This is a genomic window from Citrobacter sp. Cpo090 (assembly GCF_030332665.1).
Lineage (GTDB): Bacteria > Pseudomonadota > Gammaproteobacteria > Enterobacterales > Enterobacteriaceae > Citrobacter > Citrobacter portucalensis.
Genome location: NZ_JAOWHK010000020.1, coordinates 53,499 through 76,924 on the forward strand (window position 1 = coordinate 53,499; position 23,426 = coordinate 76,924).

The window sequence follows — 23,426 nt, forward strand, 5'->3', positions numbered from 1 at the left end:
ATTTTGCTGGCGTAACATGCGCGCACGATTACGCTAAGAGGACATTCGCCTTGGACACACCCAGTAGATACTGGCTCACTATCCTGTCATCCAGGATCAACTCCTAAGGCTATCCCTTTTTGCTGATAGCCTTCGCGGTTGTCAGCGACCTTCTGTTTTTTCCCGTCGCGCTGAGTCAGGCTGTTTAATGGTCTGAAACCCAATTTGTTTCTGTGTGCCCTCCGAACTGTCCGATAATTTTTTGCATTGGGAGTCCCGGTCATGCTGAGCGCATTTCAACTGGAAAACAATCGTTTAACTCGCCTTGAGGCAGACGAGATCGAGCACCTGGCCAGTTCGGTTTGGGTCGATTTAGTCGAGCCGGATGACGAAGAACGAAACCGTGTGCAAAAGGACTTGGGCCAGAATCTGGCTACGCGCCCTGAACTGGAAGACATCGAAGCATCCGCACGTTTTTTTGAAGACGAAGACGGTCTGCACATTCACTCCTTCTTCTTTTATGAAGACGCCGACGATCACGCGGGTAACTCAACCGTCGCATTTACCATTCGCGAAGGCCGCCTGTTTACTCTGCGCGAGCGCGAACTGCCGGCCTTCCGCCTGTACCGCATGCGTGCGCGTAGCCAGGCGATGGTGGATGGCAACGCCTACGAGCTGTTGCTCGACCTGTTCGAAACCAAAATTGAACAGCTAGCGGATGAGATCGAAAACATCTACAGCGACCTGGAAAAACTCAGCCGTGTGATCATGGAAGGGCGTCAGGGCGATGAATATGACGAAGCGCTGTCGACGCTGGCGGAACTGGAGGATATCGGCTGGAAAGTACGTCTGTGTCTGATGGATACCCAGCGCGCGCTGAACTTCCTGGTACGTAAAGCGCGTTTGCCGGGCAGTCAGCTGGAGCAGGCGCGTGAGATCCTGCGCGATATCGAATCCCTGCTGCCGCACAATGAATCGCTGTTCCAGAAGGTTAACTTCCTGATGCAGGCGGCGATGGGCTTTATCAACATCGAGCAGAACCGCATCATCAAGATCTTCTCGGTGGTTTCTGTGGTATTCCTGCCGCCGACGCTGGTGGCTTCCAGCTACGGGATGAACTTTGAGTTTATGCCGGAATTGCACTGGAGCTTCGGTTACCCGGGCGCGATTGTCTTTATGATGCTCGCGGGTCTGGCGCCGTATCTGTACTTTAAGCGCAAGAACTGGCTGTAATAACGGTACTTTATCCGGCCTACAGCGATGTGCTTTTGTAGGCCGGATAAGCGAAGCGCTATCCGGCAATCCCCTGGCTCCGACGAACCCGTCGTTGCGTATAAATCGCATCCATCACGAAAATCGCCAGCGCCACCCAGATAAACGCAAACGTGACCATTTTATCTGCTCCCGGGACTTCACCGTAGAAGGTGACGGCCAGCAGGAACATCAGCGTAGGTCCGATATACTGGAAGAACCCCAGCGTGGACAGACGCAGGCGGGTCGCCGCGCCGGTAAAGCACAGCAGCGGAATGGTGGTCACGACACCCGCGGCAATCAGCAGCAGATTGAGCGACATGGGATTTTGCCCCATATGGCTGGTTGAGCTGTCCGCAATACCAAACAGATAGATGGCTGCAACGGGTAAAAGCCACAGGGTTTCGATTAGCATGCCGGTTTGTGCTTCGACGGCAATCTTCTTGCGCACCAGCCCATAGAACGCAAAGCTGAACGCCAGTCCCAGCGCGATTATTGGCAGCGATCCGAAGGTCCACAGCTGTACCAGTACGCCACAGGCGGCTAACAGTACCGCCAGCCACTGCATGCGACGAAAGCGCTCACCGAGGAATAGCATGCCCAGCACAATATTCACCAGTGGGTTAATAAAATAGCCGAGGCTGGCTTCCAGCATATGGTGATTATTGACCGCCCAAATGAACAGCAGCCAGTTTCCGCCGATGAGCACTGCAGAGAGCGCCAGCAAGAAGATCTTCTTTGGCGTTTGTAGCAGCGTTTTGACGCCCGACCACTGGCGGCTGATACTCATCAGTACCACCATAAAGAAAAATGACCAGATGACGCGGTGCGTCAGGATCTCATCCGCCGGAACATAGTAAATCAGCTTGAAGTAGGCGGGAGCGATACCCCAAATAAAATAAGCAGCAAGAGCGAGTAACACGCCCTGCCGCGTTTGTTTAGCATCCATCGGGAAAACTCATTGCAGAAATGTAACAGCAGTTTACCTTTTTTTGGCCACTTACCCCACCATATAAGTGGCGGTTGCGCTGGCAATATAAAGCTGTTCTTCGTTATGCAGTTCCACGCGCGCAACGGCGACTTTATTACCCGCCCGCAGCAGACTGCTGGTGGCGGTAAAGCGGTTCCCTCTCCCAGGGCGCAGGTAATCAACGCGCAAATCGATTGTCCCCATGCGTGACATCCGCTGACGCAGTTCGTCCTCGCTGATCGTCTCATGGCGAGTCAGCGTACTCCCAACGCATACCAGCCCGGCGGCGACGTCCAGCGCCGAGGCGATCACGCCGCCATGCAGAATGCTTTGCGCCCAGTTGCCGACCATCATCGGTTGGTTATTAAAGGCTAATTGAGCAAATTCTTTCTCATAGCGTTCGAGCTCCAGTCCCAGCGCCCGGTTAAACGGCATATGATAGACAAACATTTCACCCACTAACTTCAGCGCTTCCTCAGCAGTAAGTACGGCAGACATACGATCCCTACATCTCAATGGTTAATGAAATGTTGATATTATGCTTATTATTTGTTGTTTTCTACTTTAGGACGGGATAACTAACGAGGAACTCGCTAAGTATGTAGAATACTTGCCAGATAATTATACAATTCATCAATATTTTGGTTCAGGAGAACATGACCGATGCGGGCGATTCTGGGATGGTTACTACCAGCAGTCATGCTGCCGTTGACCGCGTATGCGCAGGAAGCGACAGTGAAAGAGATTCATGATGCACCTGCAGTTCGTGGCAGTATTATCGCCAACATGCTGCAGGAACATGACAACCCTTTCACGCTTTATCCTTATGACACCAACTATCTTATCTACACCAATACCAGCGACATGAACAAAGAGGCGATCAGCAGTTATAGCTGGTCGGAAAATGCGCGCAAAGATGAGGTTAAGTTTCAGCTAAGCCTGGCGTTTCCGCTCTGGCGCGGGATATTAGGCCCAAACTCGGTACTTGGCGGTTCCTATACCCAGAAGTCCTGGTGGCAGCTTTCGAACAGTGAAGAGTCTTCACCGTTTCGTGAAACCAACTACGAACCGCAATTGTTCCTCGGTTTCGCCACCGACTATCGCTTTGCCGGTTGGACGCTTCGTGATGTTGAAATGGGTTATAACCATGACTCCAACGGCCGCTCCGATCCCACGTCACGTAGCTGGAACCGTCTTTATACCCGTCTGATGGCTGAAAACGGTAACTGGCTGGTGGAAGTTAAGCCGTGGTACGTGATTGGTAGCACTGACGATAACCCTGATATCACCAAATACATGGGCTACTATCAGCTGAAAATGGGCTATCACCTGGGTGACGCGGTTATCAGCGTGAAAGGCCAGTACAACTGGAATACCGGCTACGGCGGCGCAGAGCTGGGGGCCAGTTACCCCATCACGAAGCATGTGCGTCTATACACTCAGGTCTACAGTGGTTACGGCGAATCGCTGATTGACTACAACTTCAATCAGACCCGTGTTGGCGTGGGCGTGATGCTCAACGATATCTTCTGATAAGAATTGAGAGTATTTTAATCATTGCAGTTTCTCTCTCAGGCGCTGAAAATAGCGCCTGTTTTTATTTCAGGCTAATGGGGTTAATGTGGCGCAGGCGGAAGTGTTGAATCTGGAAATGGGCGCTAAACAGGTTTTGCAGGAAACCTTTGGCTACCAACAGTTTCGCCCCGGTCAGGAAGAAATCATTGATACCGTGCTCTCTGGTCGCGACTGCCTGGTCGTTATGCCGACCGGCGGCGGTAAATCCCTGTGCTACCAAATTCCCGCATTATTGCTAAACGGACTCACCGTTGTTGTTTCTCCGCTGATTTCCCTGATGAAAGATCAGGTCGATCAACTGCTGGCCAACGGCGTGGCGGCGGCGTGTCTTAACTCTACTCAAAGTCGTGAGCAGCAGCTTGAGGTGATGGCAGGCTGTCGTACAGGACAGATTCGCTTACTGTACATTGCGCCAGAACGCCTGATGCTGGATAACTTCCTTGAGCATCTGGCGCACTGGAATCCGGTGCTGCTGGCGGTTGATGAAGCGCACTGTATTTCGCAGTGGGGGCATGATTTCCGCCCTGAGTACGCTGCGCTGGGCCAGTTACGTCAGCGTTTCCCAACCCTGCCGTTCGTGGCGCTGACCGCGACCGCGGATGAGACAACCCGGCTGGACATTGTGCGTTTGCTGGGACTCAACGACCCGTTAATTCAGATCAGCAGCTTTGACCGCCCGAACATTCGCTACATGTTGATGGAGAAGTTTAAGCCGCTCGATCAGCTGATGCGCTACGTGCAAGAGCAGCGCGGTAAGTCTGGCATTATCTACTGTAACAGTCGCGCCAAAGTCGAAGACACCGCCGCGCGCCTGCAAAGCCGCGGCATCAGCGCCGGGGCCTATCATGCCGGGCTGGAAAACGCCGTACGCGCTGAGGTGCAGGAGAAATTCCAGCGTGATGACCTGCAAATCGTAGTGGCGACCGTGGCGTTCGGTATGGGGATCAACAAACCGAACGTACGCTTCGTGGTGCATTTCGATATTCCGCGCAACATTGAATCCTATTACCAGGAAACCGGCCGCGCCGGGCGCGATGGCCTGCCCGCGGAAGCGATGCTGTTTTACGATCCGGCTGATATGGCATGGCTACGCCGTTGCCTCGAAGAGAAACCCGCTGGGCAACTACTGGATATCGAACGGCATAAGCTCAATGCGATGGGGGCGTTTGCCGAGGCGCAAACCTGTCGTCGACTGGTGCTGCTGAACTATTTTGGCGAAGGGCGTCAGGAGCCGTGTGGTAACTGCGATATCTGTCTTGACCCGCCAAAACAGTACGACGGACTCATGGATGCGCGCAAAGCGCTGTCGACGATTTACCGTGTTAACCAACGCTTCGGCATGGGGTATGTCGTGGAAGTGCTGCGCGGAGCAAATAACCAGCGTATTCGCGAACTGGCTCATGACAAACTGCCGGTCTATGGCATTGGTCGCGAGCAAAGCCACGAACACTGGGTGAGCGTTATTCGCCAGCTTATTCACCTGGGCCTGGTGACGCAGAATATTGCTCATCACTCCGCGTTACAGCTAACCGAAGCCGCGCGTCCGGTGTTGCGCGGTGACGTTGCGTTACAGCTTGCTGTACCGCGTATTGTGGCGCTGAAACCGCGTGCGATGCAGAAATCCTTCGGTGGTAACTACGACCGCAAACTGTTCGCCAAATTGCGTAAGCTGCGTAAAGCCATTGCCGACGAAGAGAACATCCCGCCGTACGTGGTGTTCAACGACGCCACGCTGATTGAAATGGCCGAACAGATGCCGGTTTCAGCGAGCGAAATGCTGAGCGTCAACGGTGTGGGGATGCGTAAACTTGAGCGTTTCGGTAAAGAGTTTATGGCGCTTATTCGCGCACACGTTGATGGTGACGACGAAGAGTAGTCAGCCGGGCAAAAAAGTGCCAGGATGGTGACTCACTGAACTATTCCCCCGCGAGTCATTTTTATGTTAACGCTATTTTTCACCGTTGCGTTGGTGCATATCGTTGCGCTGATGAGCCCCGGTCCCGATTTCTTTTTTGTTTCTCAAACTGCGGTTAGCCGTTCGCGCAAAGAAGCTATGATGGGCGTGCTGGGTATTACCTGCGGCGTCATGGTCTGGGCTGGCGTGGCACTGCTCGGCTTGCATCTGATTATCGAAAAAATGGCCTGGCTGCACACCATTATTATGGTAGGTGGGGGGCTGTATCTGTGCTGGATGGGTTATCAGATGCTGCGCGGCGCGTTTAAAAAACAGGATGTTGCAGCTCCCACTCCACAGGTGGAGCTGGCGCAGAGCGGACGCAGCTTTTTGAAAGGTCTGCTGACCAATCTGGCGAACCCTAAAGCCATTATCTATTTTGGCTCTGTCTTCTCATTGTTCGTTGGCGACAACGTGGGAACGGGTGCGCGTTGGGGGATTTTTGCTCTGATTATCGTAGAAACGCTGGCGTGGTTTACCGTGGTCGCCAGCCTGTTTGCGCTCCCGAAAATGCGTCGTGGCTATCAGCGTCTGGCGAAGTGGATTGATGGTTTTGCCGGCGCGCTGTTCGCAGGCTTCGGTATCCATCTGATTATTTCGCGCTAAGTTTATTGCCCGCCTGGGAGTCCCAGGCGGTATGCGGCTTATTGCGCAAGCTTCTGTAGCTCATCCTTCGAAAGGCCGGTCATTTCCATAATCGCGTCGGTATCAAGACCTCGCTTGAGCATCGCTTTCGCCACATCAGTAAGGGCAATGCGTTTGCCCTCTTCACGGCCTATCTGCTTTAGTTGATCCGCCATTGTCATTAGTTTTTCTCCATGCTGCGGCACCCGCTGTGCCAGCTTATACAATAATGCCTGAACATCTTGTGTATTCCCTGCTTGCACCATGTAGTTTACCAGCACGGTTATTTGTTGTCCGCTCATCTTCTCCAGCATAAACAGGCGGGTAAGTTTATCCAGCAGCTGCGCCATGTCGCGCTGGCGAATGTGTTTTTGTACTAATGTCAGTGCTGCCATACTGCGATGCTGCATGATCTCATCATCTGGAATAACCGTCACATCCACCAACGGAAATGGTGTGCTGTAAAGTTGAAGGGCGGTTCCAGAATCCTCAAAGTGATCCAGCCAGTTCATTGAGCCTTGCCATGGGCTTTGCTTGCCATGGTAAAAGAGAACAGGAATAACCAGCGGCAGAGTGTCGTTTCCAGCCTCAAGATGACGCTGCATCGCTGCGATAGCGTAGCGCATCAGGCGAAATGACATGTGCTTATCCGGTGAGCTTTGATGCTCAATGAGCACATGTACATAGCCATGTCCGCTGGTGGTTTCCAGTGAGTAGAGAATATCGCTGAAATAGGGGCGCAGATCGTCCTCCACAAAACTGCCTGATTCCAGACGGAGCGTTTCCAGTTTGCATATTTTGATTAACGAGGGAGGAAGATGAAGTTCGATAAAGTCCCGCGCGGTTTCCACGCGGGAGAGGAAGGTCTTAAATACTGCGTCATGTGGTGTTGTTACTTCCGCCATCGTTAATCATCCGTGAGTGGTGAATATGGCAGCATTCTGGCATTAGCAATCAACGTCTAACAGTACAGGATAAAAGGCTTTTCTCCCTTTGCGGCAAAGTACGGAAAGTCATTTTCAGACGCTCTTACAGATAGCATTTCATTGCGAGCGACGTTCCATTTGCTAGGCATGCCTTGCCGATGCCAGCAGGGCGCCTATCAGCATAAACAGCGAGCCAAATACTTTGTTGAGCGCCTTCATTTGCTTTGGCCCTTTAATCCAGCCTGCAATGCGTGTGGCCAGCGTCGCGTAACCGATCATCACAATGATATCGACCACGATGGTCGTAACACCAAGCACCACGTACTGCATCAGCTGCGGTTCCTGCGGCAGGATAAACTGCGGGAACAGAGCGGCAAGAAAAACAATGCTTTTGGGGTTGGTCAGATTAACAAAGACCGCGCGTTTGAACAGGCGGCTGCGCGATTGCGTATTCGCCATAGTGTTCAGATCGATAGCACCTGCTGCCCGCCATTGTTGAATACCCAGCCAAATCAGATAGGCCGCCCCCGCCCACTTCAACACCTCAAATGCGATCACCGAACGTGAAAATAGCGTTCCCAGTCCCACGCCAACCAGAACGATATGAATGCCCAACCCGGTCTGTAAACCCGCAATCGACGCACTGGCACCGCGATATCCGTGGCTGATGGCGGTGGTCATGGTGTTGATTGCGCCAGAGCCTGGGGACAAGCTCAAAATAATAGAGGTCAGCAGGTAGGCGAACCACCATTCAAAGGTCATGAGAAACTCCCGGATTGTCTATTTTTATGCCACAATACGCTACTGCCGTTAGATTGTGTCAGTGACGGCGAAAAAAACGATTTTACTTGGTCAGCGAGGCTGGATACCCGATGTTTCAGCAGCAAAAAGACTGGGAAACAAGAGAAAACGCGTTTGCTGCTTTTTCCATGGGGCCACTGACAGATTTCTGGCGTCAGCGGGAAGAAGCGGAATTTACGGGCGTGGATGATATTCCCGTACATTTTGTCCGTTTTCATGCAGAAAAAAACGATCGCGTCATCGTCGTCTGTCCTGGACGCATTGAAAGCTATGTGAAATACGCTGAACTGGCGTATGACCTGTTTCATTCTGGTTTTGACGTTCTCATTATCGATCACCGTGGCCAGGGGCGTTCCGGGCGTATGCTTTCGGATCCGCATCGCGGTCATGTCGATAACTTTAATGACTATGTCGACGATCTAACCGCCTTCTGGCAGCAGGAAGTGCTACCAGGCCCGTGGAGAAAACGCTATATCCTGGCGCATTCAATGGGCGGGGCGATTGCCACGTTATTCCTGCAGCGCCACCCGAATCAGTGTGATGCCATCGCGCTTTGCGCACCGATGTTTGGTATTGTGATGCGCTTTCCCGACTGGATGGTACGCCATATTCTGGACTGGGCTGAAGGGCATCCGCGGATCCGCGAAGGCTACGCGATGGGAACCGGGCGCTGGCGGGCGCTGCCGTTCGGTATGAATGCGTTAACCCATAGTCGACAGCGCTATCGGCGCAATCTACGCTTTTATGCTGATGAGCCGCGGTTGCGCGTTGGCGGCCCCACCTATCACTGGGTACGCGAAGGAATTCTGGCTGGCGAACAGGTTTTGGCTGGCGCGGGAGACGACGCGACGCCGACGTTGCTGATTCAGGCCGAAGAAGAGCGTGTGGTAGATAACCGCATGCACGATCGTTTTTGTGAACTCCGCGCCGCAGCGGGCCATCCTGTAGAAGGGGGGCAGCCGCTTGTCATCAAAGGCGCGTACCATGAGATCCTTTTTGAAAAGGACGCCATGCGCTCAGTCGCGCTTAACGCTATTGTCGAATTTTTCGACAAGCATAACTCATCCAGCGGAACCCGCTTTGCCTAGAGGTTGAATTTTCTTATGTATCAGGTTGTTGCATCTGATTTAGATGGTACGCTGCTTTCCCCCGACCATACTCTGTCCCCTTATGCCAAAGAGACGCTGAAGTTATTGACCGCTCGCGGCGTTAACTTCGTGTTTGCGACTGGCCGTCATCATGTTGATGTGGGGCAAATTCGCGATAACCTCGGCATTAAAACCTACATGATCACGTCCAACGGCGCGCGCGTGCATGATTCTGACGGGAATCTGGTATTTTCGCATAACCTGGATCGCGACATTGCCAGCGACCTGTTTGGCGTAGTGAATGCAAACCCGGACATCGTGACCAACGTTTATCGTGATGATGAGTGGTTTATGAATCGCCATCGTCCGGACGAAATGCGATTCTTCAAAGAGGCGGTGTTTAACTATTCCCTGTTTGAACCTGCATTACTGGAGCCTGAAGGCGTCAGCAAAGTGTTCTTCACCACCGACTCTCACGAAAGGCTGCTGCCGCTGGAGCAGGCGATTAACGCCCGCTGGGGCGATCGCGTCAACGTCAGCTTCTCTACGCTTACCTGTCTGGAGGTCATGGCTGGCGGCGTATCGAAAGGTCATGCGCTGGAAGCGGTAGCAAAAGCGATGGGCTACAGCCTGAAAGACTGCATCGCCTTTGGCGACGGGATGAACGATGCGGAAATGCTCTCCATGGCAGGTAAAGGCTGCATCATGGGCAACGCTCACCAGCGCCTGAAGGATCTGCACCCGGAACTGGAAGTCATTGGTCTTAATGCCGACGATGCCGTGCCACACTATCTGCGTGAGCTGTTTTTGCAATAACGCCATTGTTCGTTAGTTGACCAGTTGTCAACTAAGAACTTCGCTACAATGGGTGTACCTTTTGTTAAGAGACATCCATTGTGGCGTTACTCATCATTACCACAATTCTGTGGGCCTTTTCCTTTAGCCTGTTTGGCGAGTACCTTGCTGGTCATGTCGATAGCTATTTTGCGGTGCTGGTGCGCGTTGGGCTGGCGGCGTTGGTGTTCCTGCCGTTTCTACGTACTCGTGGACACAGCGTAAAAACGATCGGGCTATATATGCTGGTGGGTGCCATGCAGCTTGGCATTATGTACATGCTGAGTTTTCACGCCTATCTGTACCTGACGGTTTCAGAACTGCTGCTCTTTACCGTGCTGACGCCGCTCTACATTACGCTGATTTATGACCTGATGAGCGGACGTCGTCTGCGCTGGAGTTATGCCTTTAGTGCGTTACTGGCGGTGATTGGCGCGGGCATCATTCGTTACGATCAGGTGACCAGCCACTTCTGGACCGGTCTACTGCTGGTGCAGTTGTCCAATATCAGCTTTGCCATTGGTATGGTGGGCTATAAACGTCTGATGGAGACGCGGCCAATGCCGCAGCACAACGCCTTTGCCTGGTTTTATATGGGCGCCTTTATGGTGGCTGTCGTGGCCTGGTTCATGCTGGGCAATGCGCAGAAAATGCCTGCAACCACGCTACAGTGGGGAATTCTGGTCTTTCTTGGCGTGGCGGCGTCCGGCATTGGTTACTTTATGTGGAACTACGGCGCGACCCAGGTGGATGCGGGCACGCTGGGCATCATGAACAATATGCATGTCCCGGCCGGGCTGTTGGTTAACCTGGCTATCTGGCATCAACAACCTCACTGGCCAAGCTTCATCATTGGTGCGGCTGTGATAGTGGCTTCACTGTGGGTACATCGAAAGTGGGTCGTTCCGCACTCCGTACAAACGGCAGGTGATCGCAGGCGTGATTCCGCGCTGAGCGAATAAACGCTTCTGTGACCGGCTGTCGCTGCTCGCCATCACGCACGGCGGCGTACAGTCGGCTCCACAATCCATCACCCAGGGTCTTGGTCACTACCAAACCCTGGCGTTCAAAACTCTCCACCACCCAGTGCGGTAACGCCGCGATACCCATTCTGGCTGCAACCATCTGAATCAGCAGCAAGGTGTTATCCACGCTTTTCAGCGACGGACTAACGCCTGCAGGCTGCAGGAAATGCCGCCATACATCCAGTCGACTCCGTTGCACCGGGTAAATGAGCAGCGTTTCGCTGGCCAAATCTTCCGGTGTGATTTGCGTTTTACTGGCCAACGGATGGTCAGGCGCCAGTACCAGGCGGACTTCAAAATCGAACATCGGCGAGTAGTGCAATCCGCTGCGCGGCAGAATGTCGGAGGTTAACACCAGATCCAGCTCATCCTGCTGTAGCGCCGGTTGCGGATCGAACGTCACGCCGGATTTAAAGTCCATCTCCACCTGCGGCCAGTTAGCACGAAAATTCTCCAGCGCGGGCGTCAGCCATTGAATACAACTGTGACATTCAATCGCGATTCGCAGCCGGGTTTGCTGCGGTTCGTTGCAGGCTTGCAGCGCACGACCAATTTGCGGCAACACCTGATTTGCCAGCTGCAGCAGGATTTCTCCCTGCGGCGTAAAGCGCAGAGGCTGGCTTTTACGGACAAAAAGTCGAAAGCCAAGGCGCTGCTCCAGATCGCTGAACTGGTGAGAAAGGGCGGATTGGGTCTGATGCAACGTCGCCGCAGCGGCCGCCAGCGAACCACTATTCCGCAACGCCTGGAGCGTTTTCAGGTGTTTAATCTCGATCATGAAAGTCCTTCACTTCGGCATGAACAAATTGCGCTTGAGGAATATACAGTAACCGCCAATTATGGATGTGTAAACATCTGGACGTCCAAAACTCGTCATATTTCGGCTTGCAGATGCGTTGGCTTCCTCGCTTACCCCAGTCACTTACTTCAGTAAGCTCCTGGGGATGCGCTGTGTCGCCGCCTTCCTGCAAACCGAACTATTTAGAGTTTTTGCTTCAGATTCAATGAAATAAGAGAGGAAGAAAAATGACAATATTGAATCACACCCTCGGTTTCCCTCGCGTTGGCCTGCGTCGCGAGTTGAAGAAAGCGCAAGAAAGCTACTGGGCGGGAAATTCTTCCCGTGAAGATTTGCTGACCGTTGGTCGCGAGCTGCGTGCCCGCCACTGGGATCAGCAGAAGCAGGCGGGCGTTGACCTGCTGCCGGTGGGTGATTTTGCCTGGTACGATCATGTGCTGACCACCAGCCTGCTGCTCGGCAACGTTCCGGCTCGCCATCAAAATAAAGACGGCTCGGTCGATATCGATACCTTATTCCGCATTGGCCGTGGCCGCGCACCAACGGGTGAACCCGCGGCGGCGGCAGAAATGACCAAATGGTTTAACACCAACTATCACTACATGGTGCCAGAGTTCACTAAAGGTCAGCAGTTCAAACTGACCTGGACCCAACTGCTGGATGAAGTAGACGAAGCGCTGGCGCTCGGTCACCAGGTGAAACCAGTGCTGCTGGGGCCGGTAACCTACCTGTGGCTGGGGAAAGTGAAAGGCGAACAGTTTGACCGCCTGAGCCTGTTGAACGACATTCTGCCGGTTTACCAGCAGGTGCTGGCCGAGCTGGCGAAACGCGGTATTGAGTGGGTGCAGATTGACGAACCCGCTCTGGTGCTGGAATTGCCGCAAGTGTGGCTGGACGCCTTCAAACCAGCGTATGATGCGCTGACGGGTCAGGTGAAGCTACTGCTGACCACCTACTTCGAAGGCGTAACGCCAAACCTGGATACCATTACCGCGCTGCCGGTGCAGGGGCTGCACGTTGACTTCGTACACGGCAAAGATGATGTCGCCGAGTTGCACAAACGTCTGCCTGCCGACTGGCTGCTGTCAGCGGGTCTGGTGAACGGTCGCAACGTCTGGCGCGCCGATCTCAGCGAAAAATACGCACAAATTAAAGATATCGTCGGGAAACGTAACCTGTGGGTGGCTTCTTCCTGCTCCCTGCTGCACAGTCCAATCGATCTCAGTGTGGAAACCCGCCTTGATGCAGAAGTGAAGAGCTGGTTTGCCTTCGCCCTGCAAAAATGCGGCGAGCTGGCGCTGCTGCGCGATGCGTTGAATAGCGGTGACACGGCGGCAATTGTCGAGTGGAGCGCACCGATTCAGGCCCGTCGTCACTCTACCCGCGTACACAACGCTGCAGTGGAAAAACGTCTGGCGGCAATCACCGCCCAGGACAGCCAGCGCGCTAACGCTTACCCGGTTCGCGCCGAGGCGCAACGTGCCCGCTTTAATCTGCCGGCATGGCCGACTACAACTATCGGTTCATTCCCGCAAACCACAGAAATTCGCGGCCTGCGCCTGGACTTCAAAAAGGGCAACCTGGATGCCGGTAACTATCGCACCGGAATTGCGGAACATATTAAACAGGCGATTGTTGAACAGGAACGTCTGGGTCTCGACGTGCTGGTACACGGTGAAGCCGAGCGTAATGACATGGTCGAATACTTTGGCGAGCATCTGGACGGTTTCGTCTTTACCCAGAACGGTTGGGTGCAGAGCTATGGCTCTCGCTGCGTGAAGCCGCCGGTGGTCATTGGCGACGTCAGCCGCCCGGAAGCGATCACCGTTGAGTGGGCGAAGTATGCCCAGTCGCTGACCGACAAACCTGTAAAAGGCATGCTGACCGGTCCGGTGACCATTCTCTGCTGGTCATTCCCGCGTGAAGACGTGACGCGTGAAACCATCGCGAAGCAGATTGCGTTGGCGCTGCGTGATGAAGTGGCGGATCTGGAAGCGGCGGGTATCGGCATCATCCAGATTGATGAACCGGCACTGCGCGAAGGTCTGCCACTGCGTCGCAGCGACTGGGCGGCGTATCTGGAGTGGGGCGTGGAAGCCTTCCGCATTAACGCGGCGGTAGCGAAGGATGAAACCCAGATCCACACCCACATGTGTTATTGCGAGTTCAACGACATCATGGACTCCATTGCGGCGCTGGATGCGGACGTGATCACCATCGAAACCTCACGCTCTGATATGGAGTTGCTGGAATCGTTTGAAGAGTTCGACTATCCGAACGAAATTGGGCCGGGCGTATACGATATTCACTCGCCGAACGTTCCGAGCGTGGAGTGGATTGAAGCCCTGTTGAAGAAAGCCGAGCAGCGCATTCCAGCAGAACGTTTGTGGGTGAACCCAGACTGCGGCCTGAAAACCCGCGGCTGGCCGGAAACGCGTGCCGCGCTGGCAAACATGGTCAAGGCAGCGCAGAATCTGCGTCAGGCGTAATTCGGTGCCCGGGAAGCGCTGACGCTTACCCGGGTTACAGGAAATCGCAATAGTAGTAGGCCCGGCCAGGCGTCGCCGCCACCGGGCAATTAACGTTTATTTCTTCCCACCGTATTGCACGAACCACTCCAGCATTCTCTGCCAACCGTCTTTCGCGGACTCTTCGTGATAGCTCGGGCGATAATCGGCGTTGAACGCATGTCCGGCATCGGGATAGACCACGATTTCTGCTTTAGCATTGGCGGCGCGTAGCGCCTGGCGCATTGTTTCAACGGTATCTTGCGGAATGCTGGTGTCCTGGCCGCCATAAAGTCCTAAAACGGGGGCGTTAAGATCGGTTGCGATATCAACGGGATGTTTTGGCGAGTTGAGAGTTTTATCACCCACCAATTTGCCATACCACGCCACGGCCGCTTTTAACTGCGGATTATGTGCGGCATACAACCAGGTGATGCGCCCACCCCAGCAAAATCCGGTGATCATCAACTGGTGCGCATCTCCTCCGTTGCGGGAGGCCCAGCTGGCGACGTGGTCCAGATCGGCCAGTACCTGAGAGTCAGGCACTTTGGCGACAAGGCCACTGAGCAACGTGGGGATATCGGCAAAGTCATTGGGGTCGCCTTCGCGAAAATAGAGTTCTGGTGCGATAGCCAGATACCCTTCCAGAGCCAGACGACGGCAAACGTCACGAATGTGCTCATGAATACCAAAAATCTCCTGCACGACAATGACTACGGGCAGCAGGCCATCAGTCTGTTTTGGTCGTGCGTGATACGCTGGCATATCATCGCCTTGTGAAGGTATGGACGTTACACCGGCGATAATTGCATTATCCGGGGTGTGAACCGTGGTAGACGTCGGTGGAGATACAGCAGGTGCAAAGCCAGATTGTCGTGTTGTCATGGTATTCTCCGTACCCTTAAATATTCAGCAAAAAAGCGCATTGTTAACTATAGACACATGCAACGAACCACATTGCCTTAAACGGGCTATCTTTTGTGCAGGGCTTCCTTACATCACATCATTTATGTGATGCTCATCACTTTTTGATGGTAATTGAATGCAATTGATTTACATCATAGTGATGACTGTCACGAAAATATGTTTATGCCTTCGGTAAAGTGTGTTTTTGCTTCTTCTGACAAAACCGATTCACAGAGGAGTTTTTATGTCTAAGTCTGATGTTTTTCATCTCGGCCTCACTAAGAACGATTTACAAGGGGCTACGCTTGCTATCGTCCCTGGCGACCCGGAGCGTGTGGAAAAGATCGCCGCGCTGATGGATAAGCCGGTTAAGCTGGCATCTCATCGCGAGTTCACCACCTGGCGCGCTGAGCTGGACGGTAAAGCCGTGATCGTTTGTTCTACCGGTATTGGCGGCCCGTCCACCTCTATTGCCGTAGAAGAACTGGCACAGCTGGGCATTCGTACCTTCCTGCGTATCGGTACGACTGGCGCTATCCAACCGCATATCAACGTGGGTGATGTACTGGTTACCACGGCATCTGTTCGTCTGGACGGTGCGAGCCTGCACTTCGCACCAATGGAGTTCCCGGCTGTTGCGGACTTTGAGTGCACCACCGCGCTGGTGGAAGCGGCGAAATCTATCGGCGCCACCACCCATGTGGGCGTTACCGCATCTTCTGACACCTTCTACCCGGGCCAGGAGCGTTATGACACCTTCTCTGGTCGCGTCGTGAGCCGTTTCAAAGGCTCAATGGAAGAGTGGCAGTCTATGGGCGTTATGAACTACGAAATGGAATCTGCTACGCTGCTGACCATGTGCGCAAGCCAGGGTCTGCGTGCCGGTATGGTCGCGGGTGTTATCGTGAACCGTACTCAGCAAGAGATCCCTAATGCGGAAACGATGAAACAAACGGAAAGCCACGCTGTGAAAATCGTGGTAGAAGCCGCGCGTCGTTTACTGTAATTCTCCCTTCTATTCAAAAAGGCCGACGCGTTCGGCCTTTTTATTTTGCGTAGTACCTCGCAGGAAATTCCTTTTAAACTGGACGTTTATACAGCACAATTCTATTTTGTGCGGGTAAGTCGTTGCTGTAAGGGGGCGTTGTGGATATTTCAATTATGATGAGTGCCGTGCTGGCGTTAGCCGCAGGGCTACTGGTAGGGTGGCTGGCAACAAAAGCGCGCGCCGATCAAATCCGTGCCGACCTCATCGAAGAGCGACGTGAACTGGATATTGCGCTAAGCGCCGCTCGCCAGCAGCTCTCGCAGGAAGCTCACTGGCGTGATGAGTGCGAACTACTCAATAACGAATTACGCAGTCTGCACAGTATCAACACCTCTCTGGAAGCCGATCTTCGTGAAGTCACTACCCGGCTGGAAGCAACGCAACAGCATGCGGAAGATAAAATCCGCCAGATGATCAACAGCGAGCAGCGTCTGAGCGAACAGTTTGAAAACCTGGCGAATCGTATTTTCGAGCACAGCAACCGCCGTGTTGATGAGCAAAATCGCCAAAGCCTGAACAGCCTTCTTGCGCCGCTTCGTGAACAACTGGACGGTTTTCGTCGCCAGGTTCAGGATAGCTTTGGTAAAGAGGCGCAAGAACGCCATACCCTGGCACACGAAATTCGGAATCTCCAGCAACTGAATGCGCAGATGGCGCAGGAAGCGGTAAACCTGACGCGGGCATTAAAAGGCGATAACAAAACCCAGGGTAACTGGGGAGAGGTCGTACTCACGCGGGTACTCGAAGCCTCTGGCCTGCGTGAAGGCTATGAATATGAAACCCAGGTCAGCATCGAAAACGATGCCCGTTCGCGAATGCAGCCTGATGTCATCGTTCGGCTACCGCAGGGTAAAGATGTGGTGATCGATGCGAAAATGACGCTGGTCGCCTATGAACGCTATTTTAACGCAGAAGACGAATACACCCGCGAAAGTGCATTGCAGGAGCACATCGCCTCAGTACGCAACCATATTCGACTGCTGGGGCGCAAAGATTATCAGCAGCTTCCTGGGCTGCGTACGCTTGACTATGTACTGATGTTTATCCCCGTTGAGCCCGCTTTTTTACTGGCGCTCGACAGACAGCCTGAACTGATTACCGAAGCGCTTAGAAATAACATTATGCTGGTGAGCCCCACCACGCTGTTGGTGGCATTGCGCACGATCGCCAACCTGTGGCGCTACGAGCATCAGAGTCGTAATGCGCAACAAATTGCCGATCGGGCCAGCAAACTTTATGACAAGATGCGGTTGTTTGTGGATGATATGTCGGCAATAGGTCAAAGCCTGGACAAAGCCCAGGATAACTACCGACAGGCGATGAAAAAACTCTCTTCCGGTCGTGGAAACGTCCTGTCGCAGGCTGAAGCGTTTCGTAGTTTAGGCGTGGAAATTAAGCGCGAGATTAATCCTGAGCTGGCTGAGCAAGCTACTACACAGGATGAAGAATACCGCTTGCGCTCGGTCCCTGAGACGCAACAAGATGCGCCTTACCCCGAGGATGAAGCGGTAAATCAGCAATCAAACTAGTCCATTTGGGGTAGTTGAACCCGGCAGAAGGGTAGGGCAAATTGGCCCAATCTGTTACACTTCTCGAACATTTTTTGGATGAGCAGGCACTGAGATGGTGGATAATTCACAAGAAACGACGCACTTTGGCTTTCAGACCGTCGCTAAAGAGCAGAAAGCTGACATGGTGGCCCACGTTTTTCATTCTGTGGCGTCTAAATATGACGTTATGAATGACTTAATGTCATTTGGCATTCATCGTTTGTGGAAGCGCTTCACCATTGACTGCAGTGGCGTGCGTCGCGGGCAAACCGTTCTCGATTTAGCGGGCGGTACCGGCGATCTGACGGCGAAATTCTCTCGCATGGTTGGTGAAACCGGCAAAGTTGTGCTGGCGGATATCAATGACTCAATGCTCAAAATGGGTCGCGAAAAGCTGCGTAATATTGGCGTGGTAGGTAACGTTGAGTACGTTCAGGCGAATGCGGAAGCATTACCTTTCCCTGACAACACGTTTGACTGCATCACCATCTCTTTCGGTCTGCGCAACGTAACGGATAAAGACAAAGCATTACGCTCCATGTACCGCGTATTGAAGCCGGGCGGACGTCTACTGGTGCTGGAATTCTCCAAACCCATCATCGAACCGTTGAGCAAAGCCTACGACGCGTACTCTTTCCATGTTCTGCCGCGTATAGGTTCAATGGTCGCAAGCGATGCCGACAGCTACCGCTATTTGGCGGAGTCCATCCGTATGCATCCCGATCAGGACACCTTAAAAGCAATGATGCAAGATGCCGGCTTCGAAAGCGTTGATTACTACAACCTGACAGCAGGTGTCGTGGCGCTGCATCGTGGTTACAAGTTCTGACAGGAGAGTGGGGATGCCTTTAAAACCCTTAGTAACCGCAGGCGTTGAAAATCTGCTCAACACCTTTCTGTACCGTTCTCCTGCGCTGAAGCCAGCCAGAACGCGTTTACAAGGTAAGGTGCTGCGTGTTGATCTCAAAGGATTTTCAACACCGTTAGTCCTGGTGTTTAGCGAGCGCCAGGTCGATGTGCTGGGGGCATGGGAAGGCGAAGCCGATTGCACCGTAATCACATATGCCAGTGTGTTACCGAAATTGCGTGACCGACAGCAACTCACCACGCTTATCCGTAGCGGTGAACTGGAAGTCCGGGGCGATATCCAGGTAGTACAGAACTTTGTTGCGCTGGCCGATCTGGCGGAGTTGGATCCTGCGGAACTGTTAGCACCCTATACCGGCGATATCGTCGCGGAAGGAGTCAGCAAAGTCTTGCGTGGCGGAGCGAAGTTCCTGTGCCATAACTTTCAGCGCCAGCAGCGCTATGTCGCCGAAGCGATCACCGAAGAGTGGCGCATGGCTCCTGGTCCACTAGAGGTTGCATGGTTTGCAGAAGAAACAGCAGCCGTTGAGCGCGCGGTTGAATCTCTGGCCAAACGGCTGGAAAAACTGGAGGCCAAATGACGCCAGGTGAAGTACGGCGCCTTTATTTCATCATTCGCACTTTTTTAAGCTACGGTCTTGATGAACTCATCCCCAAAATGCGAATCACGCTGCCGCTTCGGTTGTGGCGTTACTCGTTGTTCTGGATGCCCAACCGACATAAAGACAAACCGCTGGGAGAAAGGCTGAGACTGGCTTTACAGGAACTCGGCCCGGTGTGGATCAAGTTTGGGCAGATGCTCTCCACCCGTCGTGACCTTTTCCCTCCGCACATCGCCGATCAGCTTGCGCTATTGCAGGATCGGGTTGCCCCGTTCGATGGGCTTAGAGCGAAAAAACAAATCGAAGAGGCCATGGGCGGGCTGCCCGTCGAGGAATGGTTTGATGATTTTGAAATCACTCCGCTGGCATCTGCGTCTGTTGCTCAGGTTCACACTGCGCGATTGAAATCGAATGGCAAAGAGGTAGTGATCAAAGTTATTCGCCCGGACATACTGCCGGTCATCAAAGCGGATTTAAAACTGATCTACCGCCTGGCTCGTTGGGTTCCTCGTCTGCTACCAGATGGGCGTCGCCTGCGACCAACAGAAGTTGTCCGTGAATATGAAAAAACGTTGATTGATGAGCTGAATTTGCTGCGCGAATCTGCGAACGCCATTCAGCTACGACGTAATTTTGAAGATAGCCCGATGCTGTACATCCCGGAAGTGTATTCCGACTATTGCAGTCAGAACATGATGGTGATGGAGCGCATTTACGGTATCCCGGTTTCAGATGTCACCACGCTTGAGAAGAACGGCACCAATATGAAACTGTTGGCCGAGCGTGGTGTTCAGGTCTTCTTTACTCAGGTATTCCGCGACAGCTTTTTCCATGCGGATATGCACCCCGGGAACATTTTTGTCAGTTATGAGCACCCTGAAAACCCGAAATACATTGGTATTGATTGTGGGATTGTGGGTTCTTTAAACAAAGAAGATAAGCGTTACCTGGCTGAAAACTTTATTGCGTTCTTTAACCGCGATTACCGCAAAGTTGCTGAACTGCACGTGGATTCTGGTTGGGTTCCGCCGGATACCAACGTAGAAGAGTTTGAATTCGCCATTCGTACCGTGTGCGAGCCGATTTTTGAAAAACCACTGGCGGAGATTTCCTTTGGTCACGTGCTGTTGAATCTGTTTAACACTGCGCGCCGCTTCAATATGGAAGTCCAGCCTCAACTGGTATTGCTCCAGAAGACGCTGCTGTACGTAGAAGGTGTCGGACGACAACTCTACCCGCAGTTAGATTTGTGGAAAACGGCTAAGCCATTCCTCGAATCCTGGATTAAAGATCAGGTCGGTATTCCGGCGCTCGTTAGGGCATTTAAAGAAAAAGCACCGTTCTGGGTCGAAAAAATGCCAGAAATACCTGAACTGGTGTATGACAGTTTGCGCCAGGGCAAATATTTACAGCACAGTGTTGATAAGATTGCCCGCGAGCTTCACGCGAATCATGTACGCCAGGGACAATCCCGTTATTTATTGGGCATTGGCGCAACATTGTTGCTAAGTGGAACATTCCTGCTGGTAAGCCGCCCTGAGTGGGGGCTTATGCCGGGCTGGTTAATGGCGGGAGGCGTCATAGCCTGGTTGATCGGCTGGCGCAAAATGCGCTGAATTTTTCATCGCCCAAGGCAGGTCGTGTAACGTATACTACGGTCTTATTAATTCATCATCTATGACAGAGGAACATGTATGGGTGGTATCAGTATTTGGCAGTTGTTGATCATTGCCGTCATCGTTGTACTGCTATTTGGCACCAAGAAACTCGGCTCCATCGGTTCCGATCTTGGCGCGTCGATTAAAGGCTTCAAAAAAGCGATGGGTGATGATGAGCCTAAGCAAGATAAAACCAGCCAGGACGCTGATTTTACTGCTAAATCCATCACCGATAAGCAGGGTGAAGTGAAAAAGGAAGACGCCAAAAGCCAAGATAAAGAGCAGGTATAATCCGTGTTTGATATCGGTTTTAGCGAACTGTTATTGGTCTTCGTGATCGGCCTCATTGTTCTGGGGCCGCAACGATTGCCTGTAGCGGTAAAAACGGTTGCTGGCTGGGTTCGCGCTTTGCGTTCCCTGGCAACTACTGTTCAGAATGAACTGACCCAGGAGCTTAAGCTTCAGGAGTTTCAGGACAGTCTGAAGAAAGTAGAGAAAGCGAGCCTGACAAATCTGACCCCGGAGCTGAAAGCGTCAATGGATGAGCTGCGTGAAGCGGCGGAATCGATGAAGCGTTCATACAGCGTGCACGATCCTGAGAAAGCGAGCGATGAAGCGCACACTATCCATAATCCGGTGGTGAAAGAAGGTGAAGCGCAGCGTGAAGGGGTCACCCCTGCCGCCGCTGAAAACCAGGCCAGTTCGCCGGAGCAAAAACCGGAATCCACGGGTGCTAAAACGCCAGAGCAGACGGAAAACACTTCCGCCACGTTGATGGATGCAGAAAAGAAAGCTGCCGCACCTGTTGTCGAATCCTCCCCCTCGTCGAGTGATAAACCGTAAACATGGCTGTAGAAGATACCCAACCGCTCATTACGCATCTTATCGAGCTGCGTAAGCGACTCCTGAACTGCATTATTGCGGTTATCGTGATCTTTCTGGCGTTGGTTTACTTTGCCAACGACATTTACCATATGGTTGCGGCACCGCTGATTAAACAGATGCCGCAGGGTGCAACGATGATCGCCACCGATGTGGCCTCTCCGTTCTTTACCCCTATAAAGTTAACCTTCATGGTGTCGCTGATCCTGTCAGCGCCAGTGATCCTCTACCAGGTATGGGCATTCATTGCGCCTGCTTTGTACAAACATGAACGTCGCCTGGTTGTGCCGCTGCTGGTCTCCAGCTCGTTGTTGTTCTACATCGGCATGGCATTCGCCTATTTTGTCGTCTTCCCGTTGGCGTTTGGTTTTCTGGCTAACACGGCTCCGCAAGGCGTGCAGGTATCGACGGACATTGCCAGCTATCTCAGTTTCGTAATGGCGCTGTTTATGGCTTTCGGTGTCTCTTTTGAGGTCCCTGTCGCCATTGTGCTGCTATGCTGGATGGGCATTACGACGCCTGATGATTTACGCAAGAAACGCCCTTACGTTGTGGTGGGAGCATTCGTTGTCGGGATGTTACTGACTCCGCCAGATGTCTTCTCGCAAACGTTGTTGGCGATACCTATGTACTGCCTGTTTGAAGTGGGCGTTTTCTTCTCTCGTTTCTATGTCGGTAAGCGACGTACGCGAGATGAGGACAACGAGGCTGAAGAAGCAAAAGAAGCCGAAGCCACCGAGAAAACAGAAGAGTAAATTCAACCGCCCGTCAGGGCGGTTGTCATATGGGAGGTAGCATGTTTGATATTGGCGTTAATTTAACCAGTTCACAATTTGCGAAAGACAGGGATGATGTTGTGGCGCGCGCCTTTGCTGCGGGCGTAAACGGTATGCTTCTGACCGGAACAAACCTGCACGAAAGCCAGCAGGCGCTGAAGTTGGCGCAGCATTATCCACATTGCTGGTCCACGGCTGGTGTGCATCCTCATGACAGTAGCCAATGGCAATCCTCAACGGAAGACGAGATTATCGCGCTGGCAAACCAGTCAGAGGTGGTCGCTATTGGCGAGTGTGGTCTGGATTTCAATCGCAATTTCTCCACACCGCAGGAGCAGGAACGTGCTTTTGAGGCGCAGCTGCGCATTGCCGCTGAACTGCAGATGCCGATTTTCATGCATTGTCGGGATGCCCATGAGCGTTTCCTGATGCTGCTGGAGCCGTGGCTGGATAGCCTCCCAGGCGCAGTGCTGCACTGTTTTACCGGAACGCGGCAGGAGATGCAGGACTGTGTGGACCGAGGGCTTTATATCGGTATTACCGGCTGGGTCTGTGATGAGCGTCGTGGGATGGAGCTGCGGGAACTGCTGCCGTTTATTCCGGTAGAAAGACTACTGATCGAAACTGATGCGCCTTACCTACTTCCTCGCGACTTAACGCCTAAACCGACGTCACGGCGCAATGAACCGGCGCACCTGCCACATATTCTTGAGCGTATTGCCCACTGGCGCGGGGAAGATCCTCAATGGCTGTCAGCAACCATTGATGCTAACGTCCGAACTTTGTTCGAAGTGACCTTCTAAA

The 23,426-nt window shown here is 53.0% G+C and carries 24 protein-coding genes; 18 read left to right on the top strand and 6 right to left on the bottom strand.

Annotated elements, in window-relative coordinates; genetic code table 11:
- Positions 1–50: 50 nt before the first annotated feature.
- Both ysgD and corA read left to right on the top strand, forming a co-directional pair.
- Entirely contained in the window at positions 51–107 is a 57-nt protein-coding gene (ysgD, locus tag OGY83_RS01045) for a protein YsgD (protein WP_211180520.1), read from the top strand.
- 154 nt (positions 108–261) lie between these two features.
- Positions 262–1,212 (top strand): magnesium/cobalt transporter CorA, encoded by a 951-nt coding sequence (gene corA, locus OGY83_RS01050; protein WP_123269221.1) that lies wholly within the window; start codon positions 262–264, stop codon positions 1,210–1,212.
- 58 nt (positions 1,213–1,270) lie between these two features.
- Here corA and rarD read toward each other — a convergent pair whose 3' ends face one another.
- Positions 1,271–2,179 (bottom strand): EamA family transporter RarD, encoded by a 909-nt coding sequence (gene rarD, locus OGY83_RS01055; protein ID WP_191213639.1) that lies wholly within the window; start codon positions 2,177–2,179, stop codon positions 1,271–1,273.
- A 51-nt stretch (positions 2,180–2,230) separates the two neighbouring features.
- The gene (gene yigI / locus OGY83_RS01060; protein ID WP_003017917.1) at positions 2,231–2,698 is read right to left on the bottom strand and encodes an acyl-CoA thioesterase YigI; all 468 of its coding nucleotides are present in this window, start codon (positions 2,696–2,698) and stop codon (positions 2,231–2,233) included.
- Positions 2,699–2,863: 165 nt separating this feature from the next.
- On the opposite strand from yigI, the gene pldA reads away from it, so the two are divergent.
- From pldA to rhtC, 3 genes are all read left to right on the top strand, one after another.
- Entirely contained in the window at positions 2,864–3,733 is an 870-nt protein-coding gene (gene pldA / locus OGY83_RS01065) for a phospholipase A (protein ID WP_079939623.1), read from the top strand.
- 88 nt (positions 3,734–3,821) lie between these two features.
- Complete coding sequence (gene recQ, locus OGY83_RS01070) at positions 3,822–5,651, top strand: ATP-dependent DNA helicase RecQ (protein WP_123269223.1); 1,830 nt, start codon at positions 3,822–3,824, stop codon at positions 5,649–5,651.
- A 63-nt stretch (positions 5,652–5,714) separates the two neighbouring features.
- Positions 5,715–6,335: a threonine export protein RhtC gene (gene rhtC / locus OGY83_RS01075; RefSeq protein WP_003828942.1), complete on the top strand. Its 621-nt coding sequence runs from the start codon at positions 5,715–5,717 to the stop codon at positions 6,333–6,335.
- A 38-nt stretch (positions 6,336–6,373) separates the two neighbouring features.
- Here the strand turns inward: rhtC and OGY83_RS01080 are convergent, their stop codons facing one another.
- Positions 6,374–7,258: an Rpn family recombination-promoting nuclease/putative transposase gene (locus OGY83_RS01080; protein WP_286634944.1), complete on the bottom strand. Its 885-nt coding sequence runs from the start codon at positions 7,256–7,258 to the stop codon at positions 6,374–6,376.
- A 162-nt stretch (positions 7,259–7,420) separates the two neighbouring features.
- The gene (gene rhtB, locus OGY83_RS01085) at positions 7,421–8,041 is read right to left on the bottom strand and encodes a homoserine/homoserine lactone efflux protein (protein WP_003828938.1); all 621 of its coding nucleotides are present in this window, start codon (positions 8,039–8,041) and stop codon (positions 7,421–7,423) included.
- 110 nt (positions 8,042–8,151) lie between these two features.
- Here rhtB and pldB point away from each other — a divergent pair, with 110 nt between their 5' ends.
- The 3 genes from pldB to OGY83_RS01100 all read left to right on the top strand — a co-directional run bounded on the left by pldB (position 8,152) and on the right by OGY83_RS01100 (position 10,964).
- Positions 8,152–9,168, top strand: a complete 1,017-nt coding sequence (pldB, locus tag OGY83_RS01090) for a lysophospholipase L2 (RefSeq protein ID WP_003017911.1) — start codon at positions 8,152–8,154, stop codon at positions 9,166–9,168.
- Positions 9,169–9,183: 15 nt separating this feature from the next.
- On the top strand, positions 9,184–9,984 hold the full coding sequence (yigL, locus tag OGY83_RS01095; protein WP_008787091.1) for a sugar/pyridoxal phosphate phosphatase YigL: 801 nt from the start codon (positions 9,184–9,186) through the stop codon (positions 9,982–9,984).
- Between the two features lie 80 nt (positions 9,985–10,064).
- The gene (locus OGY83_RS01100) at positions 10,065–10,964 is read left to right on the top strand and encodes a carboxylate/amino acid/amine transporter (protein ID WP_003828930.1); all 900 of its coding nucleotides are present in this window, start codon (positions 10,065–10,067) and stop codon (positions 10,962–10,964) included.
- On the opposite strand, the gene metR is transcribed toward OGY83_RS01100, so the two are convergent.
- Complete coding sequence (gene metR / locus OGY83_RS01105; protein WP_267449300.1) at positions 10,852–11,805, bottom strand: HTH-type transcriptional regulator MetR; 954 nt, start codon at positions 11,803–11,805, stop codon at positions 10,852–10,854. The two genes, OGY83_RS01100 and metR, sit on opposite strands and share 113 nt — an antisense overlap.
- A gap of 248 nt (positions 11,806–12,053) precedes the next feature.
- Here metR and metE point away from each other — a divergent pair, with 248 nt between their 5' ends.
- Complete coding sequence (metE, locus tag OGY83_RS01110) at positions 12,054–14,315, top strand: 5-methyltetrahydropteroyltriglutamate--homocysteine S-methyltransferase (protein ID WP_286634945.1); 2,262 nt, start codon at positions 12,054–12,056, stop codon at positions 14,313–14,315.
- Positions 14,316–14,411: 96 nt separating this feature from the next.
- On the opposite strand, the gene OGY83_RS01115 is transcribed toward metE, so the two are convergent.
- The gene (locus OGY83_RS01115) at positions 14,412–15,218 is read right to left on the bottom strand and encodes a dienelactone hydrolase family protein (RefSeq protein WP_003828924.1); all 807 of its coding nucleotides are present in this window, start codon (positions 15,216–15,218) and stop codon (positions 14,412–14,414) included.
- Positions 15,219–15,483: 265 nt separating this feature from the next.
- On the opposite strand from OGY83_RS01115, the gene udp reads away from it, so the two are divergent.
- The 9 genes from udp (at position 15,484) to tatD (ending at position 23,425) form a co-directional block, all read left to right on the top strand.
- Positions 15,484–16,245, top strand: a complete 762-nt coding sequence (udp, locus tag OGY83_RS01120; protein ID WP_003828923.1) for a uridine phosphorylase — start codon at positions 15,484–15,486, stop codon at positions 16,243–16,245.
- 140 nt (positions 16,246–16,385) lie between these two features.
- Positions 16,386–17,816: a DNA recombination protein RmuC gene (rmuC, locus tag OGY83_RS01125; RefSeq protein ID WP_174770875.1), complete on the top strand. Its 1,431-nt coding sequence runs from the start codon at positions 16,386–16,388 to the stop codon at positions 17,814–17,816.
- Positions 17,817–17,910: 94 nt separating this feature from the next.
- A complete protein-coding gene (gene ubiE, locus OGY83_RS01130; RefSeq protein WP_003017897.1) occupies positions 17,911–18,666 on the top strand; it encodes a bifunctional demethylmenaquinone methyltransferase/2-methoxy-6-polyprenyl-1,4-benzoquinol methylase UbiE in 756 nt (251 codons plus the stop codon).
- Between the two features lie 13 nt (positions 18,667–18,679).
- On the top strand, positions 18,680–19,285 hold the full coding sequence (ubiJ, locus tag OGY83_RS01135; protein WP_286634947.1) for a ubiquinone biosynthesis protein UbiJ: 606 nt from the start codon (positions 18,680–18,682) through the stop codon (positions 19,283–19,285).
- The gene (gene ubiB / locus OGY83_RS01140; protein WP_003828916.1) at positions 19,282–20,922 is read left to right on the top strand and encodes a ubiquinone biosynthesis regulatory protein kinase UbiB; all 1,641 of its coding nucleotides are present in this window, start codon (positions 19,282–19,284) and stop codon (positions 20,920–20,922) included. The genes ubiJ and ubiB overlap by 4 nt, the downstream gene beginning before the upstream one ends.
- Positions 20,923–21,000: 78 nt before the next feature.
- Complete coding sequence (gene tatA, locus OGY83_RS01145) at positions 21,001–21,255, top strand: Sec-independent protein translocase subunit TatA (RefSeq protein ID WP_003017888.1); 255 nt, start codon at positions 21,001–21,003, stop codon at positions 21,253–21,255.
- 3 nt (positions 21,256–21,258) lie between these two features.
- Positions 21,259–21,807, top strand: a complete 549-nt coding sequence (tatB, locus tag OGY83_RS01150; protein WP_048227528.1) for a Sec-independent protein translocase protein TatB — start codon at positions 21,259–21,261, stop codon at positions 21,805–21,807.
- A gap of 2 nt (positions 21,808–21,809) precedes the next feature.
- Complete coding sequence (tatC, locus tag OGY83_RS01155) at positions 21,810–22,601, top strand: Sec-independent protein translocase subunit TatC (RefSeq protein WP_016155142.1); 792 nt, start codon at positions 21,810–21,812, stop codon at positions 22,599–22,601.
- Between the two features lie 41 nt (positions 22,602–22,642).
- Positions 22,643–23,425: a 3'-5' ssDNA/RNA exonuclease TatD gene (gene tatD, locus OGY83_RS01160; RefSeq protein ID WP_191213634.1), complete on the top strand. Its 783-nt coding sequence runs from the start codon at positions 22,643–22,645 to the stop codon at positions 23,423–23,425.
- Position 23,426 lies beyond the last annotated feature (1 nt).